Origin of the sequence: Noviherbaspirillum sp., assembly GCF_035254685.1 — a bacterium.
In the GTDB taxonomy this organism is placed as follows: Bacteria; Pseudomonadota; Gammaproteobacteria; order Burkholderiales; family Burkholderiaceae_D; genus Noviherbaspirillum.
The window spans coordinates 245316-263031 of record NZ_DATFAI010000022.1 but is presented as its reverse complement, the minus strand read 5'-3'; the positions used below and the strand labels follow the sequence as shown (position 1 = coordinate 263031).

General features: G+C 60.3%; 13 protein-coding genes. 2 read left to right on the top strand and 11 right to left on the bottom strand.

Features of this window, described 5'->3' with window-relative positions:
- Positions 1–39 precede the first annotated feature (39 nt).
- The 9 genes from VJ698_RS09160 to aroC form a co-directional block, all read right to left on the bottom strand.
- A complete protein-coding gene (locus tag VJ698_RS09160; protein ID WP_324102433.1) occupies positions 40–2862 on the bottom strand; it encodes a FimV/HubP family polar landmark protein in 2823 nt (940 codons plus the stop codon).
- 298 nt (positions 2863–3160) lie between these two features.
- Positions 3161–4297: an aspartate-semialdehyde dehydrogenase gene (gene asd, locus VJ698_RS09155; protein ID WP_324102432.1), complete on the bottom strand. Its 1137-nt coding sequence runs from the start codon at positions 4295–4297 to the stop codon at positions 3161–3163.
- A 32-nt stretch (positions 4298–4329) separates the two neighbouring features.
- Positions 4330–5403: a 3-isopropylmalate dehydrogenase gene (leuB, locus tag VJ698_RS09150; RefSeq protein WP_324102431.1), complete on the bottom strand. Its 1074-nt coding sequence runs from the start codon at positions 5401–5403 to the stop codon at positions 4330–4332.
- A gap of 22 nt (positions 5404–5425) precedes the next feature.
- Positions 5426–6073 (bottom strand): 3-isopropylmalate dehydratase small subunit, encoded by a 648-nt coding sequence (gene leuD, locus VJ698_RS09145; RefSeq protein WP_324102430.1) that lies wholly within the window; start codon positions 6071–6073, stop codon positions 5426–5428.
- A gap of 49 nt (positions 6074–6122) precedes the next feature.
- Positions 6123–6245 carry an entericidin A/B family lipoprotein gene (locus VJ698_RS09140; RefSeq protein WP_324102429.1) on the bottom strand — a complete coding sequence of 41 codons (123 nt, stop codon included), beginning with the start codon at positions 6243–6245 and terminating at the stop codon, positions 6123–6125.
- Between the two features lie 22 nt (positions 6246–6267).
- A complete protein-coding gene (leuC, locus tag VJ698_RS09135) occupies positions 6268–7671 on the bottom strand; it encodes a 3-isopropylmalate dehydratase large subunit (RefSeq protein WP_324102428.1) in 1404 nt (467 codons plus the stop codon).
- 176 nt (positions 7672–7847) lie between these two features.
- The gene (locus tag VJ698_RS09130; RefSeq protein WP_324102427.1) at positions 7848–8681 is read right to left on the bottom strand and encodes a M48 family metallopeptidase; all 834 of its coding nucleotides are present in this window, start codon (positions 8679–8681) and stop codon (positions 7848–7850) included.
- The gene (locus VJ698_RS09125) at positions 8662–9852 is read right to left on the bottom strand and encodes an MFS transporter (RefSeq protein WP_324102426.1); all 1191 of its coding nucleotides are present in this window, start codon (positions 9850–9852) and stop codon (positions 8662–8664) included. The genes VJ698_RS09130 and VJ698_RS09125 overlap by 20 nt, the downstream gene beginning before the upstream one ends.
- Before the next feature lie 104 nt (positions 9853–9956).
- Entirely contained in the window at positions 9957–11057 is a 1101-nt protein-coding gene (aroC, locus tag VJ698_RS09120; RefSeq protein WP_324102425.1) for a chorismate synthase, read from the bottom strand.
- Positions 11058–11412: 355 nt separating this feature from the next.
- Here aroC and VJ698_RS09115 point away from each other — a divergent pair, with 355 nt between their 5' ends.
- Together VJ698_RS09115 and VJ698_RS09110 are read left to right on the top strand one after the other, a co-directional pair.
- Positions 11413–13653, top strand: a complete 2241-nt coding sequence (locus VJ698_RS09115; protein ID WP_324102424.1) for a putative bifunctional diguanylate cyclase/phosphodiesterase — start codon at positions 11413–11415, stop codon at positions 13651–13653.
- A gap of 36 nt (positions 13654–13689) precedes the next feature.
- The gene (locus VJ698_RS09110; RefSeq protein ID WP_324102423.1) at positions 13690–16605 is read left to right on the top strand and encodes a PAS domain S-box protein; all 2916 of its coding nucleotides are present in this window, start codon (positions 13690–13692) and stop codon (positions 16603–16605) included.
- A gap of 34 nt (positions 16606–16639) precedes the next feature.
- On the opposite strand, the gene VJ698_RS09105 is transcribed toward VJ698_RS09110, so the two are convergent.
- Positions 16640–17533 carry a hypothetical protein gene (locus VJ698_RS09105; protein ID WP_324102422.1) on the bottom strand — a complete coding sequence of 298 codons (894 nt, stop codon included), beginning with the start codon at positions 17531–17533 and terminating at the stop codon, positions 16640–16642.
- On the bottom strand, positions 17530–17712 hold the full coding sequence (locus VJ698_RS09100; protein ID WP_324102421.1) for a hypothetical protein: 183 nt from the start codon (positions 17710–17712) through the stop codon (positions 17530–17532). The genes VJ698_RS09105 and VJ698_RS09100 overlap by 4 nt, the downstream gene beginning before the upstream one ends.
- Between the last annotated feature and the right edge of the window lie 4 nt (positions 17713–17716).

Sequence of the window (17716 nt, the reverse complement as noted above, 5' to 3'; positions counted from 1 at the left end):
CAAGCATCACGCTGCGCCCGTCGCTGGCAAAGCCGCCACTTATGCGAGTTCGAGCAGCAAGGACTTCGCTTTCTCGCTTTGCTCCGGCGTACCGCCCTTGAGCACTTCATCCAGCAATTCGCGCGCGCCTTCCTTGTCGCCGATTTCCTGGTACGCAATCGCCAGGTCGAGCTTGGTCGCCATCTCGGCAGTACTGGCGCTGTCGTCGAGCGACACTTCCGATTCGAGCGCAAGATCCGGGCTTTCGTTCGACTCGGAGGGATTCAGCTCGAGGCTGATGGCGGACAGATCGAAATCCATTGGCTCATTCGTTTCCTGCTTTGCTTCCATCGAAGCGGGTGCGGGGATGTCGTCAATGGCCGGAATTTCCATCTCCAGCGGAGGCACGTCGGTGGGCGGCGTGTCCATGTCGAGGGAAATATCCGGAATCGGCTCCTGGATCGGCGCGGGGTCTTCCAGCTTGAATTCGAGATCGGCGACTGGCGGCAGAGGCTCGACCTCCGGTTCCTCGGGCACAGCCATTTCCGGCTCGGGCGTAGTCTCGGCGACAGGCTCGGGTGTCTGCTCGGGCGCGTCGATCTTCGGCTCATCGAGGAAGTCGAAATCGATCGACGCCATTTCGGGTGAAGGTTCCACGGGTGCGGGACGCGGCATGGTGTTCGGCACCTCGACGTCATCCGGGCTCAGGCCATCCAGGTCGAACTCCAAGTCATTCGACGAGGGCTTGTGCTCCGGCTCCTCTTGCGCCTCCGGTGCCGGCTCCATCGGCTTCTCGGTTGCGAGAGCCGTGTTGCTGAAATATTCGGTGTCGCCCTCGAGTGGTTCGTTGTCCGTCAGCGACACATCGGACTGCGACGACAGCAGCGTTGCCAGGCCCTGCTCATCCAGCGGCTGGGTCGGCGCAACCAAGATGTCGGACGCGCCCTTTTCCTTGCCGCTTGCATACAGCGGGTTGTTCGGATCAATGGCGAGTCCCATCGCGGCGGCTTGCGCCCATTCGTCGCCCTGCCCCTTGGTCAGACCGTACAACTCGGTAGCCAGCACTTCGAATGCGCGCAGGTCCTTGCGATTCGAATAAATCTCCAGCAGCTTCACGCGTACAGCGTGGCGATCAGGTTGTGTGCGCAGGGCTTCCTTCAGGATTTCCTCTGCCTGTGCATCACGCCCGTACGCGATGTACACATCGGCCTCGGCCACCGGATCGACTTCGTTGCTGTCGATCTGGCTGGCGGAAGGAGAGAAGCTGGAATTGAACACGCTATTGTTTGTGTCCACGCTCTGGCCGCCGGTCGAGCCGAACAGCGAGTTCGCCTTCAGGCTCGAATCGGTGATGATGCTGTCTTCGAACGGCTTGTTCTGCTTCTGGCGGCGCGCACGGTAAATACCGAGGGCACCCAGGGCGACGAGCAGCGCGCCAACGCCGGGCAGCGCAAACGGGTTATCCATGAGGCTGTCGAAGAAACCGGGCTCGGGCGGCGGAGGTGGCGGCGCAATGGGTTTTGGTTTTGCGACAGGTTTCGGAGGTGCTGATGCAGTCGGTGCGGTCGTTGCGGGTTTTTCAGTCTTTGGCTGATCTGCAGCTGCCGGCGCCGGCGCTGCGGCCGGTGCCGGCGCCGGTGCTGATGCTGACGCAGGCTCCGGCTTGTTATCTTCCTTCGCGGCGCTTGCCTGCTTCTGCTGTTCCGCCAAGGTCTTGTTCTTGACTTCAAGCAGCTTCTGCAGCTCCGTGACGTTCTTTTCCAGCTCCTTCACCCGCGAATTCGCCTCAGCGACTGCCTTGTCCTTCGCGATCTTGTCCTCGGCGGTCGGTGCGGTTGCGGGCTTGCCGGCATTCGCGCCCGGCGCCGCCGTCGCATTGGACAATTTCAGCTTGTCCTTCGATTCGGTGGCTGGTGTCGGCTTCTCTTCAACCTTGGCGGTAATCTTTCCACCGGCGCTCTGCCTGGCTTCGGCCGACTTCGGCGCAGTTGATTTCGCCACCTGGCCAGCCAGCCTGCTGCGGTAATTATTGAAGTCCGCGGCCTGGGCGACGACGATGCCACGCGCTTCCGCGTTGCTGATGTTGCGTGCGGTCTCAGCGCTGGGCACGGTCAGGATCTGCCCCGCCTTGAGGCGGTTCATGTTCTGGCCGATAAATGCTTTCGGATTCTGCTGGTAGAGCGCCACCAGCATCTGGTCTAGCGATACGCCGCCTGCTTTCACCTGACCGGCAATTCCTGCCAGGGTATCGCCGTTGCGCACGCGGTACTCGCCCCCAGGCGCTTCGCCTCCCGCTTCGGCAGCACGCCGGGGTGCAGGCCTCGCCTTCGGCGCGGCTTCTACTTGCGCTTTCGCGCCAGGTGCGGGGACTGCCTGGGGAGCAGATTCGTATTGAGGCGCTGGTTGCGGCGCCTTGGCGGCGCTCGAGGTGGGTGCGACCTGTGCCGACTGCGCAGTGCGCAGGTCGGGAGGATCCAGCAGGAAGGTGTATTCGCGAATCAACCGGCCATTCGGGCCGGCCAATTCCAGCAGCATATCGACAAATGGTTCATTCAGGGGTTGTGCCGAAGTGACGCGAACAAACTGTCGGTCACCCCGCTGCTCGACCGAAAACCGCAAGGACATCAATGCCGGGTTGTAGTCAATGTTGGCCTGGCGGAAGGCTTCACCCGAGGCCAGTTTCGCAGCCAATGCGCCTACTTCGTCTTTCGAAACGGAAGTGAGTTCGATCTCTGCCCGCAAAGGTTGCCCGAGGGACGACAAGACTGCCAGCTTTCCCAAGCCTGCGGCGGACGCATTTGAAAACAGCAGTGCAGTCGCGATCGCGGCACTGATTGTCTTCAAGTGGAACGTGCCGGAGGCCGGGCACTTGGTTGAATGCATGTTGGATGGCATAAGGGGCATTCCGTTTGTGTATCTGAAGTGAGCACAATCACCGCGCCAATTTAACATTGAACGAGGGAACTTTCACCATATCATCATGGACTTAGGCACGCAAGTGTAACTAACTTGCTAACTGGCGCCAAACCGACAGTCCGTCCAGCGCCAGCATATACACGAATAGCAGAGGAAAGAAGCCATAACACTGTTGTGGATTGACAACGTGACTGGGGCCTGCCGGCTGTCGGTTCAACGAACCAACCACCGGCAGGCCCCAGCCTTGTTTAACGCTTCAGTCGCCTCAGTCTTCCAGCACGATGCGCAGCATGCGGCGCAGCGGTTCCGCGGCGCCCCACAGCAACTGGTCGCCCACCGTGAACGCCGACAGGTATTCCCCGCCCATCTGCATCTTGCGCAGGCGGCCGACCGGAATGGTCAGGCTGCCGGTGACTGCCGCCGGCGTCAGATCTTTCATCGATGCCTCGCGCGTGTTCGGCACGACCTTGGCCCACTGGTTGGTGGCGGCGATAATGCCTTCGATCTCATCCAGCGGAACATCCTTTTTCAGTTTGATGGTCAGAGCTTGGGAGTGGCAGCGCATCGCACCGATGCGCACGCACAGGCCGTCAACCGGCACCGCTGCCTTCGCGGTCGCGCCGAAGGCCGGGCCGCGGCCGAGGATCTTGTTGGTTTCGGCGCCGCCCTTCCATTCTTCGCGCGACACGCCGTTGCCGAGGTCCTTGTCGATCCAGGGAATCAGGTTGCCGGCCAACGGCACACCGAACTGTTTGGTTTCGTCGGCCGTCAGCGCGTGCTGCTTGGCGAGGACCTTGCGGTCAATTTCAAGGATCGCGGAAGCCGGATCGTCGAGCAAGGACTTGACTTCGGCGTTGATGGAACCGAACTGCGTCAGCAATTCGCGCATGTGCTGCGCGCCGCCGCCCGATGCCGCCTGATAGGTCATCGACGTCATCCATTCGACGAGATCGTGCTGGAACAACCCGCCCAGTCCCACCAGCATGCAGGATACCGTGCAGTTGCCACCGATGTAGTTCTTCACGCCGCGACGCAGCGCAGCCTTGATGACATCGAGGTTGACCGGGTCGAGGACGATGATGGCGTCATCCTTCATGCGCAGCGTGGAGGCTGCATCGATCCAGTAGCCGTTCCATCCCGCGGCGCGCAACTGCGGGAAGATTTCCGTCGTGTAGTCGCCGCCCTGGCAGGTAATAATGATGTCGCACTTCTTGAGCTCATCAATATTGTTGGCGTCTTTCAGCGTGGTTTCGTTTTTCGCCATTGCCGGCGCTTTGCCGCCTGCATTCGATGTCGAAAAGAACACCGGCTCGATATGAGCGAAATCGCCCTCTTCCTGCATGCGCTGCATCAGGACCGAGCCCACCATACCACGCCAACCCACCAGACCGACTAACTTCACGATTTTCTCCCTCAGGTACACTTCAAAACTGATTACGCGGCTAACGCCTTCACGACGGCATCGCCCATTTCCTTCGTCCCGACCTTCGTCGTGCCTTCCTCAAAGATATCCGGCGTACGCAGGCCCTGCGACAAGACCTTTTTCACAGCAGCTTCCACGCGATCCGCCTGCTCTGCCTTGTTGAGCGAGTAACGCAGCATCATGGCGGCGGACAGGATGGTCGCCAGCGGATTGGCAATGCCCTTGCCCGCGATATCCGGCGCGGAGCCGTGCGACGGCTCGTACAAGCCCTTGTTGTTCGCATCCAGCGACGCAGACGGCAGCATGCCGATCGAGCCGGTCAGCATGGAAGCCTCGTCCGACAGGATGTCGCCGAACATGTTGCCGGTCACGATGACGTCAAATTTCTTCGGCGCGCGCACCAGCTGCATCGCGGCGTTGTCGACATACATGTGCTCGAGTGCGACATCCGGGTATTCCTTGTGGACGTCGGTCACGATGTCCTTCCAGAACTGGAAGGTTTCCAGCACGTTGGCCTTGTCGACGCTGGTCAGGCGCTTGCTGCGCTTGCGCGCGGCCTGGAAGGCGACATGCGCGATGCGACGGATTTCCGGCTCGGCATAACGCATGGTATCGAAACCTTCACGCGCGCCCTTGAACGGGCCGTCCGGGCATTCGCGCACGCCGCGCGGCTGGCCGAAGTAAATGTCGCCGGTCAGTTCGCGAATGATCAAGATATCCAGGCCCGACACCACCTCCGGTTTGAGCGTGGACGCGCCTGCCAGTTCCGGATACAGGATCGCCGGGCGCAGATTGGCAAACAGACCCAGGTTCTTGCGCAGGCCGAGGATCGCCTGTTCGGGACGCAGGCTGCGTTCCAGCTTGTCGTATTTCCAATCGCCGACCGCGCCGAACAGGATGGCATCCGCCTCCTTGGCCAGCTTCAGCGTGCCTTCCGGCAGCGGGTGGCCGTGTGCTTCGTAGCCCGCGCCGCCGACCGGGACGGTTTCCATTTCAAACTTTTCGTCAAGCGCGCTCAGCACCCGCACTGCTTGTTCGGTGATTTCGGGGCCGATGCCGTCGCCCGGCAGAATTGCGATTTTCATTTGGTCTTCTGGTTTAACAAGATTAAATCGTGTTGGCGAGCCAGGGCTGCGTCGCGACGTGCCGCTCTTCGAAGGCCCGGATCTTGTCGGCATGGCGCAGCGTGAGGCCGATGTCGTCCAGTCCGTTCAGCAGACAAAACTTGCGGAACGCGTCGACTTCGAACGGGAAGGTCGCGCTGCCGTTGCTGGTGGACACAACCTGCTTGTCGAGGTCGATCACCAGGCGATAGCCGGGGAACGCCTTCACTTCATTGAACAGCTGGTCGACCTGGGCTTCCGACAGCACGATCGGCAGCACGCCGTTCTTGAAGCAGTTGTTGAAAAAGATATCAGCGAAGCTCGGTGCAATGACCGCGCGGAAGCCGTATTGCTGCAACGCCCAGGGCGCGTGCTCGCGTGATGAGCCGCAGCCGAAATTCTTGCGCGCCAGCAGGATTGATGCACCCTGGTAGCGCGACTGGTTCAGCACGAAGTCCGGATTTTTCGGGCGCTTCTCGTTATCCATGCCCGGTTCGCCGTGATCGAGATAACGCCATTCGTCGAACAGGTTGGGGCCGAAACCGGTGCGCTTGATCGACTTCAGAAACTGCTTCGGGATGATGGCGTCGGTATCGACATTCGCGCGATCCAGCGGCGCGACCAAGCCATCGTGTACGGTAAATTTATCCATGATCCTGATCTCAATAACCGCCCGTCTTTCGCGGGCGGCTGCACTTCAATTACTTTTTCGCTGCGTTCTCGACGACTTCGCCAGCCTTCTTCACATCCTTGCCGATGCCCTGTACGGTGTTGCAACCCATGAGGACAAGCGAGGAAACGATGAGCGCGAACAGTGTTTTCATTATTTTCTCTCCCTGAAAAACGCTAGCGCAATGCGCGCACGTCGACGAAATGCCCGGCGATGCCGGCTGCCGCAGCCATGGCTGGTGAAACCAGATGGGTGCGTCCGCCTTGTCCCTGGCGACCTTCAAAGTTGCGGTTGGACGTCGACGCGCAGCGCTCACCCGGCTCCAGCCGGTCGGCATTCATCGCCAGGCACATCGAGCAGCCCGGCTCACGCCATTCGAATCCGGCATCCTTGAAAATCCTGTCGAGTCCTTCGCGCTCGGCCTGCTCCTTGACGAGGCCGGAGCCCGGCACCACCATCGCCAGCTTGACGTTGGAAGCGCGGTACTTGCCGCGCACGACGGCGGCGGCGGCACGCAGGTCTTCAATGCGGGAATTGGTGCAGGAGCCGATGAAGACCTTGTCGATGCGGATGTCGGAGATTGCGGTATTCGGCTTCAGGCCCATGTAAACCAATGCCTTTTCCATCGCATCGCGCTTGACGGAATCCTTTTCCTTGTCGGGATCGGGCACGCGATCGTCAACAGGCACCACCATTTCAGGCGAGGTACCCCATGTTACTTGCGGCTTGATCTCGGCGGCGTTCAGTGTGACGACCATGTCGAACTTCGCACCCGCGTCCGAATGCAGGGTGCGCCAGTACTCGACGGCACGGTCCCAGTGCGGGCCGACCGGGGAGAATGGCCGTCCCTTCACGTAGTTGATCGTGGTGTCGTCGACGCCGACCATGCCGGCGCGTGCGCCTGCTTCGATCGCCATATTGCAAATCGTCATGCGGCCTTCCATCGACAGTCCGCGGATGGTGGAACCAGCGAACTCGATCGCATAGCCGGTGCCGCCTGCCGTGCCGATCTTGCCGATTATGGCCAGCACGATATCCTTCGCAGTGACGCCGAAAGGCAACGTGCCGTCGACCTGCACCAGCATGGATTTGGACTTGCGCGCGAGCAGCGTCTGGGTTGCCAGTACGTGTTCCACTTCGGAAGTGCCGATGCCATGCGCGAGACAGCCAAACGCGCCGTGCGTGGAGGTGTGCGAATCGCCGCAGACAACGGTCATGCCGGGCAGGGTTGCCCCCTGTTCCGGCCCGATCACATGCACGATACCCTGGCGCTTGTCGCGCATGCCGAAATAGGTCAGGCCGTATTCGCTCGCATTGGCATCCAGGGTTTCAACCTGCAGGCGGGACACCGGGTCGGCGATGCCGTTGGCGCGATCCGTCGTTGGCACGTTATGGTCGGCCACGACCAGGTTGGCGGAGACGCGCCACGGCTTGCGGCCGGCCAGCTTCAGGCCTTCGAATGCCTGCGGGCTGGTGACTTCATGCAGCAGGTGCCGGTCGATATAGAGGATGGAGGTGCCATCTTCTTCGGTATGAACGACGTGCGATTCCCAGAGTTTGTCGTAAAGCGTTTGAGCCATGTTTCAAAACGTGCCAAAAAATGTGCGCTGTGCGGCGCAATACGGTGAAAATAGTTCTCGATTATGCCATAGTTGTGCGACGCAATACCGCGCCGCCGCGCCGCGCGCACCATTGAAAAACGCCCGCAGACAGCAATGCGGGCGTTTTATTGATTCTTTTGCAATCGCAGCGGCGATCAATGCTGCTTTTTGGCCTGCTCGTACAAGGGCATGACGCGCGCCGAATAATTGGTCAGATCGGCAAGACGCTCTTCGCGCGGCGGGTGGGTGGACAGGAACTTGATGGTTTCGGGACTGCCGACTTGCTCCATTTTTTGCCAGAGCGAAATCGCCGCTCGTGGGTCGTAGCCGGCGCGCGCCGCGAGTTCGACACCGATACGGTCTGCTTCGGTTTCATGGCGACGCGAATTCGGCAGGCCCAGCAGGCCCATGTACGCGTATTCCGCCGTCTTTTGCCCCAGGTCGCCGATACCAAGCACTGCCGCGCCGACGGAGATCGCTGTGCTGGCAACCGCCTGTTCCGAAGCCCTTTCGCGCGCATGTTCGCGCAAGGCGTGCGCCATTTCATGTCCCAGCACGGCGGCGAGTTCGTCATCCGTGAGGTGAAGCTTTTCGATCAGGCCGGTGTATACCGCAATTTTTCCGCCCGGCATGCACCACGCATTCACCTCGGGCGATTTGATCACGTTCACTTCCCAGTTCCACTTCAGTGCATCCGGCCGGAACGCTGCCGTCGTCGGAATGAGGCGATTGACGATGGCACGCACGCGAGCGACTTCTGCAGGATTCTGATTGAGTTCCCCCTTCTTGCGCTCGTCGGCAATCAATGCCGTGTATTCCTGGCGCGCCGCATCATCGATCGCTTCCGACGAGACGATCATATGCTGCGGGCGCGTAATGCCGACGGCACCGCTCTGCGTGGTCTGCACGGTCTCGCAGGCTGCAAGCAGTACGACTGCAAGCGCGACGAACACTCTCCTCATGATCAGGCTACTGACGATCGGCTTCATGTTTCTCCTCGCGATGATGTGACTGCCAGCGATACGACAATGTTGCCGCACCGGCGCCCGCCAGCGCGAACATTGCTGCCATTAAATAGACTGTTTGCGAGCCGAATGTATCCCACAATCCCCCCAAAACCAGGCCGCCCAGCGTGCCTCCTAGCCCATAGGAAATGCTGGTGTACAACGCCTGGCCGCGAGCCTGCAGCGGCCCGGAGAACCAGCGCTGCAGCGTCGCGACCGATGCCGAATGGTGCACGCCGAAGGTCGCGGCATGCAACACTTGCGCCAGCAGCAGCACGGCCAGCGACTGCGCACCGAAGCCGATCAGCAGGAAACGGACGACGGCGATCAGCAAGCTTGCGATCATCAGCTTCCGGATACCGAAACGCCGGAAGATCGGCGCCTGGAAAAAGAAGAAGGCGATCTCGACAACGACGCCCAGCGACCACATCAAGCCTATCACCGTGTTGTTGTAGCCAATTTGAGCAAGATACAAGGAATAGAACACGTACAGCGCCGCATGGGCAGCAATCATCAGGAAGGTCGAGCTGAAGAACGCGATCACTTCGCGCCTGCGCAACAGCGCCAGCACCGACGGCATGTCCTGGTGCAGATCGCCATGGGTGGTTTCCTGCATGCGGACCGTGGAGGCCAGCACCAGCACCAGCAAGGCCAGCGCAATCCATGGCATGACGCGAATGCCGTAACGGTCAAGCAGAGGACCGGCCACGGCCACCGTCATGATGAACCCGACCGAGCCCCACAGGCGTAGGCGTCCGTAATGGGTCAGGTCGCCGCGCATCTCCGACAGCATCAGCGCCTCGGACAGCGGTCCCTGGGCGCTGGTAAAGAGGTTCACGGCCGCCATCACGACCAGGAGTTGCGTGAAGCTGCGGCCGAAGAACATACCGCCAAATGCTGCCACCGCCGCGATCGCGGTAATACGCAGCACGCCAACGCGCTGCTGGTGACGATCGGCAACCCAGCCCCAAAGGTTGGGCCCGAAAATCCGCATGACCTGCATCAGCGACATCAGCACGCCGATTTCGGCTGCCGTCATGCCCTTGTCGGCAAAGTACAGGCTGGCATACGGAGAAAAGACGCCGACGTAACCGTAATAGGCGAAAAAGAACAGGGAAAAACTGAAGGATTGTTTGGGCCAGGAGGAGCGATGCACGAAAAATCTTCCGGTGGCAGTGCAGGGAAATATGGCCGGGATGCGTCGAACCGCGCACCGCGCTTCCCGGGCAGCTGGGCGCGCCCGGGTTGTCGTCCAACAGGTTATTTGATTCGCGCGGGAATCTTCGGAGTGTTCACCCGGACGTCGCCGCATTGAGCCCGGTGACGCAAGGCATGATCCATCAGTACCAGCGCGAGCATTGCCTCGGCGATCGGCGTGGCGCGAATGCCGACGCAGGGATCGTGCCGGCCGAAAGTTTCAACGTTGATGGGATTGCCGGCCGTGTCGATCGAGCGGCGCGGCGTGCGGATGCTGGAGGTCGGCTTGATGGCAATCGATACCGTGATGTCCTGGCCGGTCGAGATACCGCCAAGGACGCCGCCCGCATTGTTCGACGCAAAGCCTTTCGGAGTCAGCTCGTCACCGTGCTCCGTACCCTTCTGTGCGACAGATTTGAACCCGGCGCCGATTTCGACGCCCTTGACCGCATTGATGCCCATCATGGCGTAGGCAATGTCGGCGTCGAGCTTGTCGTAGATCGGCTCGCCCAGTCCGACTGGAACGTTCTGCGCCACCACATCGATGCGGGCACCGCAGGAATCGCCGTCTTTGCGCAACTGATCCATGTAATCCTCCAGCTGCGGAATCACGGTGGCGTTGGCTGCAAAAAAGGGATTGTTCGGCACGTGATCCCAGGATTCAAAGGCGATCGCGATTTCGCCGAGCTGGCTCATGCAGCCCTTGAAGGTCGTGCCGTATTGCTCGTGCAGCCATTTCCTGGCAATGGCGGCCGCACCTACCACCGGCGCGGTCAGGCGTGCCGAGGAGCGGCCACCGCCGCGCGGATCACGGATACCGTACTTGTGCCAGTAGGTATAGTCGGCATGGCCGGGACGGAAGGTATCGATGATATTGCCGTAATCCTTGCTGCGCTGGTCCTGGTTGCGGATCAGCAATGCAATCGGCGTGCCGGTGGTCTTGCCTTCGAACACGCCGGACAGGATCTCGACGGTGTCCGGCTCCTGGCGTTGCGTGACATGGCGGGATGTGCCGGGCTTGCGGCGGTCCAGCTCCGGCTGGATATCCGCTTCCGACAGCTCCATGCCGGGCGGGCAACCGTCGACGACGCATCCGATTGCCGGTCCGTGCGATTCGCCAAAGGTGGTGACGGTGAAGAGCGTGCCAAAGGTGTTGCCGGACATGATGGTCTTGAGTTGATCAGGAAAGGGTAGATTCTAGCGTATCGCCTGTCGGATCCGCTAATCATGCCCCCCTTCCCTCCGGCGTCGGAAAATCTGCTGGATATTTTGCATAGCATGCAAAAAACGCAACCGCTGCCCCAACAGGTTGTGCATCCTGCAACTATGTCGCACCCGCGGACGATTGCATATCGGCAAAATCTGGTGCACCATCCAGTAACCAACAATTAAGCACTGCGAAGGGGAGCAATCCTGCCCCACGCCAGATGCGCCAGGCTTCCAACATGAAATGCACCACGGTCATCGGCTGAATTGATGACTGTTTTCAAAAACGCATTCCGACGATCTGGAGGGGACGATGAGCAAATCGAGCGCGTCGCTGGACGACGACCTCGTATTCCTCGACGAAGCACCCGCTTCGCAACGCCCCCTGCGTGCGTCCGGCAGCAGCGTCTGGCGTATCATGATCGTCGATGACGACGCTGACGTGCACAGCGCCACCACGTTCGCACTCAGTAACCTGGAAATGCAGCAGCGTCCGCTGGAGTTCATGCATGCTTACTCGGCCGCGCAAGCGCGCGAGCTGCTCGCAAGGCAGCCCGAGATTGCGGTAATCCTGCTGGATGTCGTCATGGAACTGGATGACTCCGGCCTGCAGCTCGTCCGCCATATCCGCGAATCGCTTCAGCTGACGGAGGTGCGCATCATCCTGCGCACGGGCCAGCCGGGCTATGCGCCCGAGATCGAGGCGATCCGCGATTTTGACATCAACGACTACAAGACGAAATCCGAGCTGACGCGCATCAAGCTCTATACCACGGTAACCGCGGCAATCCGTTCTTATGAGCAGATTTGTGCGATCAATGCGAGCCGGCGCGGCCTCGACAGGATCGTGCGCGCCAGTACAGAGCTGATGGCTCTGCGCGGGTTGGACAGCTTTGCCGCTGGCATCATCGACCAGGTGGCGAAACTGCTGGACATGAACGCCGACGGATTGCTCTGCGTGCGCGAACGGCGCGACAACCGCCGAGACGACATGCTCACGATCGCTGCATCCGGACGTTATGCCGACGCACTGCGCTGCCCGGCAGATATTCTCCCGGATCCGTCGGTGAAGGATGCCCTGAGGCGATCCCTCGATGAACGGCGCAATATCTACGGCGCGGACTCGGCAACGCTGTATTTCGGCGGGAGCGCGAATCGTCACTTCACTGCATACTTCACTACCCCTCGGACGCTCAATGAAATCGATCAGAGCCTGCTGGATGTTTTCTGCCGAAACATCGCTGTGGGCCTCGACAATGTCCTGCTGCTGCACCGCCTGTACGACTTCGCTTACTACGACACCCTCACGCAGCTGCCAAACCGCACCCGCCTGAAGGAACTGGTCGAGGAAGTGCTCGCGGAGATGCCGCGCAAGGACATCACGCTCGCGCTGGTGGACATCGATCATTTCGCCGAGACCAACGATGCGCTCGGCCACAAGTTCGGCGACCTGCTGTTGCTCGGCGTCGCCGCGCGCCTGAAATCGCAACTGGACACGCAGCTGGCGATCGCCCGTGTCAGCGCCGACGCGTTCGGCGTGCTGGGCAATACCTCATTGGCCAAGCCAGCGGCGCTTCTCGATATATTTGCACGGCCCTTCAACATCGACGGCCATGAAATCCAGCTCTCCGCGACTGTCGGCCTGGTGCGCCTGATGGATTACGACGGATCGGGCGCCGATGCGCTGAAGGATGCCGATATCGCGCTCAAGCGCGCCAAGCTGCTACAACGGGCCGGCCATTTCTATTTTTCGCGCTCCATGGGCGTCGACGTCCGCGAACGCGTTCGCATGATGCATGCCTTGCGCAACGCCTTCGAACAGAACGAGCTGTTCCTGGTATTCCAGCCACAGATCGACCTCGTGACGAAGAAAGCAGTTGGTGCCGAGGCTCTGCTGCGCTGGAGAACGCCGGATGGCACCCTCATTCCTCCGGACCGATTCATCCCGATTGCCGAACACTCGGGACTGATCATCGATATCGGTGAGTACGTGATGCGTGAAGCGTGTCGCGAGCTGGTGCGCCTGCAGGAGCTGGGCTACCGTGATTTCACGATGTCGATCAACGTGTCGCAAGTGCAATTCCGTCATCCGCATTTTCTCGAGATGCTGCGTGCGGCGCTTGACGCGACCGGGGCGCCACCTTCCCGTATCGAACTGGAGATCACCGAATCGATTGCCATGGAAGAGCCGGATGTGTTGATCGAACTGCTCGACCAGATCAAGCGGATCGGCATGAGTATCGCCATCGATGACTTCGGTACCGGATTCTCCTCACTGAGCTACCTGCAACGGCTGCGTGCCGACCGGATCAAGATCGACCGCAGCTTCGTCAAGGAAATCACCAGCTCCATGCGCGGCAGCAGCATCGCAGAAATGGTGATCCAGCTCGGGCATAACCTCGGACTCACCGTGATTGCCGAGGGCGTGGAAGACGAACGCCAGGCAAACATCCTGTCGCGCCTCGGCTGCCCGCTGGCACAGGGCTTCCTGTTCGCACGACCGATGACCGACAGCCAGCTCGCTGCCTGGCTACAGGACAATGGCAGGCGCTGAACCTGGCTTCATGCCAGGCGCCCAGGAAGCATGATCATGACGACGCGCCCCCTGACACTGCGACGCGCCATCGTGCTGGCCGTCGTCGTGAGCCTGGTCGTCCCGACAATGCTGATCAGCGGATCGTCCTGGCTGCAGCGCTATTACGACGGCATACGCAGGCAAACAAAAGAACTCTCTGAGCGCAATGCCGACGTCCTTGCCAGCGGCATGCAGGAGCCGCTGTGGAACATCAACCGGGAAAGCGGACGTGCCCTGGTCGCCACGATGATCCGGCGCAACGAGGACATCGTTAGCATCGAGGTGCGCGGCAACCATCTTGGCATGTTCGTCTCGGCGGAACATCCGGAACGCCGCACGGGATTTACCGCCGTGGCGGAAAGAGCGGTGGCATTTCAAGGCAAGCCGATCGGCGCTGTCAGGATCGAAGTCGGCAGCACCCGCCTGCGAGCCATCATGATGAAACGCCTGTGGGAGTCGATGGCCGCCGTGCTCGCGCAGGTGGCACTGTCGATCGTGCTGATCCTGATCCTTCTTGAACGGCGCCTGGTCAGGCCACTGCAGGAGCTTGGCGCCGGTGCCCACAGACTGGCCAACAGGCAGCTCGATGAACCGTTTACCTGGCGCAGGCTGGATGAAATCGGCATGCTCAGCCAGCGCATGGAAGAGACGCGCCTCGACCTGCGCAAGCTGTTCGACGAACTCGAACGCAAGAACCGCGAACTGGAACAGGACATTGACAAGCGCAAGCATGTCGAACGGGAGCTATACGAACGAGAGCAAGCGCTGACCTTGTCGGAAGCAAAATTCGCCGGCGCATTCCAGTGCAATCCGGACTCGATTACGATCACGCGCATGCGTGACGGCAAACTGATCGAAATGAACCAGACGTTCGAGGCCATCACCGGCTATACGCGCGACGAGACGATCGGTCGTACGACCGTCGAGCTCGCTATCTGGCATGACCACAAGCAGCGCGTGGCCCTGCTGCGTGCCCTCCAAAGTGGCAGGATCGTGCGCAACTTCGAGTGGGACATGCAGAACAAGCGCGGCCAGTTGCGCAAATGCCTGTCCAATGCCACGATTTTCAGCGCCGGCAGCGAACGTTACATCCTCTGCACCGTGCGCGATGTGACCGACCAGCGCCTGCTGGAGGCGCAAAAGGCGGAAGCCGACCGTGCCCTGTTGCGGCTCGCGCAGGACACACGCGACCTTGCCGGCGAATCCTTCTTCGAATTGCTGGTGTCGGACCTCGCGTCCGCCCTGCGCACCGATTGCGCCTTCATCGGCGTGACCATGCCGGATTCGCCGCACCGGATCCGAACCATTGCCGCCCACATCCATGGAAGCACTGCCGACAACTTCGACTATGTCGCCTTCGGAACACCCTCGCAATATTCGCTGGAAGGGAATCTCTGCGTCTTTGCCGCCGGCCTGCAGGCCGACTTTCCGGGCAACGGCCTGCTGTCCAAATACCGCTGGGAGAGTTGTGCGAGTGCTCCTCTGCGCGATGCTGCGGGAAACGCTGTCGGCGTGCTGACGGTGATGCATTCTGAAGCGCTGGGCAATCCGGACCTCGTGAAATCGCTGCTACAGATTTTCAGCGAGCGCGCCTCGGCCGAGCTCGAACGCAAGCGCGCAGAGGAGGAATTGCGCAGCAGCGAACTGCGCTTCTCCACGATCTTCCAGTCGTCACCTGTCGCCATGCTCGTCACCCAGGTACGCGGCAACTACATTGTCAAGGACGTCAACCGGGCATTTGAAAAGCTGTTCCTGCGCAACCGTGAACAGGTGATCGGGAGAAATACCGAAGAAGTTGGTCTGTACTGCGACACCGCGGACCGTGCATTGCTCATCACGGAAATGAAGGAAACAGGCGCCACGGACAGCGGCCGTGACATCTGGATGACTCGCGGCGACGGCAGCAAGGTGCTGGTACGGCTTTCCGGCCACACGTTTTTTCTGGGTGGCGACAAGTTCGGCATCCTCGCCTGTGTCGACGTGACCGACAAGCGCCGTGTCGAAAACCAGATCCGCGAACTGAACGCCACGCTGGAACAGCGCGTGATCGAGCGTACCGAGGCGCTGCAGCAGGCAAACGAGGAACTTGCGTACACGCTGGACACGCTGAACAAGGCACAGGAAGAGCTGGTGCGCAGCGAGAAGCTGGCCGCGCTCGGCTCGCTTGTTGCGGGCATTGCGCACGAACTGAATACGCCGATCGGCAACAGCATGATGGTGGCCAGCACTCTGGCAAACCAGACTCACGCATTGAGTGCGACCTATCAGGAAAATGGCCTGAAGCGTTCCATACTGGAGGGCTATATCAGCGATGCCGCCAAGGCGAGCGATATCCTGGTGCGCAACCTGCAACGTGCCGCCAACCTCGTGAACAGCTTCAAGCAGGTTGCGGTCGATCAGACAAGTTCACAGCGTCGCAGATTTTCCGTCGCCGAGGTGGTGTCGGAAATCATGCTGACCATGTGGCCGACGCTCAAGAAGACCTCGTTCATCGTGAAGCAGAATATCCCCGACTCCCTGGTGATGGACAGCTACCCCGGGCCGCTCGGCCAGGTGATCACCAACCTTGTGAACAACGCCCTGCTGCATGGTTTCGAAGGCCGCCAGGACGGCACCGTTTCGGTAACCGGCGTTGCGGTAGAAGACGGATGGCTGGAACTGGTGGTGCGGGACAACGGCATCGGCATCCCCGCCGGCAACCTGAACCGTATCTTCGATCCGTTCTTCACGACCAAGCTTGGCGCGGGCGGCTCGGGCCTCGGATTGAACATCACACACAACATCGTGACCGGCGTGCTGGGCGGGCGGATCCGGGTGCAGAGCGAGGTGGGCGCGGGCAGCGAATTCGTGCTGACGCTGCCGATGGTGGCGCCGCAGATGCTGGCGGAAGGTGAGGATGACAGAGTGCGGGCGCAGTCTTCGGCTGCGTAGGCGCCGCCCCCCTGGAGCCCATTTCGGAGGGCTTTTAATCATTCACATACTGCGAGAAATCTGCATGGGGAAACATCGGCTGCTTCCTGGGCCGTTTCGGTAGCGGAAAACCATGCCGCTTCGACCAGGCTGCAATGTCCGGGATGACGCCCGCCGCTTCGCCGTTCGGACATTCATACAGGCAGTACCAGGTCTTGTCGTGTTTGCCTATCACCGGTTTGGGCGGGTCTTCAAAACGCGACCAGCCAATGAGCTCCTTGATGTAGGCTCCGTCTTTTTGATAGGAGGTCATATCGATGTAAGGCCGGTCATGATCATAGAGCTGATAGGTCCATTCGCGGCAACCGAAATTCCCGTCGCTGCTGTACCTTGAGACGAAGTCGCGGCTGAAATGCTTTTGGTAACGGTGGTCGTCGGACAACGAACACAGCGCCGGCGAGAAAAGGAGTTGATCGCCGGGCAGGCCCATGAACCAGTAGCCAAGATCGTATAGGAGAGGATTGTCAGTACCAGGCGACGCAAGGACGATCTCTCTCAGCCGGTTCCGCTTTCCGATCAAGGGTTGCATGCCTTCATGCGGAGAAAGTACCTGTCCGCTGCGATCGAATGTAATCGCAATCGCCATCAGCCCTTCGTCCTCCCCCTTCATTGGTATGTTCGATGTCGCCCCGAAAATGGTTTCGTAGCGCCGATATATTGCCCCCCTCTTTTCGTTGGAGGGATTTTCTTCTGCTCTTGCAATCTTGACAGCAATTCGCAAGTCGCTTTCCGGCCTTATCGAAAGAAAGTAGCGAATATTCCAAGGGCGGTCCACCCAGTCATGGGACGAGTCCGGGTCGGCATTAGGTGGCGCGACGCCTTGTCCGAAGACAAAGACAGGGAAAAGCAGCATCACGGCAAGTGCCTTGATAGGGATCCAGGATCTCATAGGATTTTCGGCTCATTCACTGTGATATGAAGATGATGCGCATGCAGTTTTTCATTAGCACTGCGCTGTTCGTTCGGCTCAGGCGGGATGGCATCTTGGGTGTTCGCGTCCATATACCAAGGGTCGAAGAGCTGGAAGACATCATTTGATTGCTCGAGCCGGGCACGTAAGGTACGCATCTCA